Annotated in this window: 2 protein-coding genes; one reads left to right on the forward strand and one right to left on the reverse strand. The window is 69.3% G+C overall.

The genetic code is table 11. The features are described from left to right. The coding region (locus tag QUG92_RS17060; protein WP_289460080.1) for an oxidoreductase at positions 1-803 on the reverse strand (803 nt) is incomplete at its 3' end. 107 nt (positions 804-910) lie between these two features. On the opposite strand from QUG92_RS17060, the gene QUG92_RS17065 reads away from it, so the two are divergent. Further along, positions 911-1323 (forward strand): winged helix-turn-helix transcriptional regulator (locus QUG92_RS17065; RefSeq protein WP_289460081.1); only part of this gene is annotated, 413 nt, incomplete at its 3' end.

Consider the following 1323-nt stretch of genomic DNA (forward strand, 5'->3'; position numbering starts at 1 on the left):
TCGTGGAGGTGCTGTGTCGACGAGGTGCCGGGGATGAGGAGAACGTTGGGTGACCGTTGCAGCAGCCACGCGAGCGCGACGGACATCAGCGTCGCCCCGAGCCGCGTCGCGACGGCCGAGAGCGCATCCGTCTGCAGCGGGGTGAAGCCGCCGAGGGGGAAGAACGGGATGTACGCGATGCCGTCGGCGGCGAGCTCGTCGAGCAGGGCGTCGTCCCACCGGTTGGCGAGGTTGTACATGTTCTGTACCGAGACGATCGGTGCGATCGACCGCGCCTGCGCGACCTGTTCGGCAGTGGCGTTGCTGACGCCGAGGTGCCGGATGAGGCCCTGCTGCTGCAGGTCGACGAGGGTCTCCATCGCCCGGGTGACGTCCTCAGCGACGGGGCCATCGGCGTCACCGAGGCGGAGGTGGACGAGGTCGAGGGTGTCGACCCCGAGCTGGTCGAGGTTGTCGTGGATCTGCGCGCGGAGCTCGTTGGGCTTCCGGGCGGCGGGCCAGCCACCGCCGGCGTCGCGCCGTCCGCCGGCCTTCGTCGCGATGAACAGGTCGTCTGCGTACGGGTGCAGGGCCTCTCGGATGAGGTCGTTGACGACGCGGGGGCCGTAGGTCTCGGCGGTGTCGATGTGGGTGATGCCGCTGGCGACAGCCGCCCGGAGCACGGCGATCGCCGCGTCTCGGTCCTTCGGCGGCCCCATCACCCAGGGGCCGGCGAGCTGCATGGCGCCGTAGCCGAAGCGGGACACGGTGCGATCGCCGAGTGTCCAGGTGCCGCCGGGGAGGTCGGTCGGGGTGCTGTTCATGATTGCCTTCCGGGCTTGTGGAACGAGGTGCCGTGGTCGAGTCTTGACGAGCTGCTTCCCGATGGGAAGGAGTTACCCCGAAGTGTGTAGGTGCCCAGGAGAGTTCGATGGCGACCATGACGGCAGCGGAGAAGCGGGCCGAGGCGAAGGTGCAGTACAACGCGTTCCTCGCCGTATGCCCTAGTCAGCGCCTGCTCGCGCAGGTGTCGGGCAAGTGGGTGACACTGGTCCTGTCGGCGCTCGGAAGCGGTCCTGACTGCGACGGGGATCCGCGACCGATGCGGTACTCGGAGCTCGCCCGGGTCCTCGCGGGCGTCAGCCCGAAGATGCTCTCGCAGACGCTCCGGTCGCTCGAGCGCGACGGGCTGCTCGCTCGGACCGCCACGGCGACCGTCCCCGTGACCGTCACCTACGAGCTGACTGGCCTAGGGCTGTCGCTCCACCAGACGGTGCGGCAGTTGAAGACGTGGTCGGAGCAGCACCGTGACGAGGTCACGGCGCACCAGGAGGACTTCGACGC

Source organism: Curtobacterium citri (assembly GCF_030362955.1).
In the GTDB taxonomy this organism is placed as follows: Bacteria; Actinomycetota; Actinomycetes; order Actinomycetales; family Microbacteriaceae; genus Curtobacterium; species Curtobacterium citri.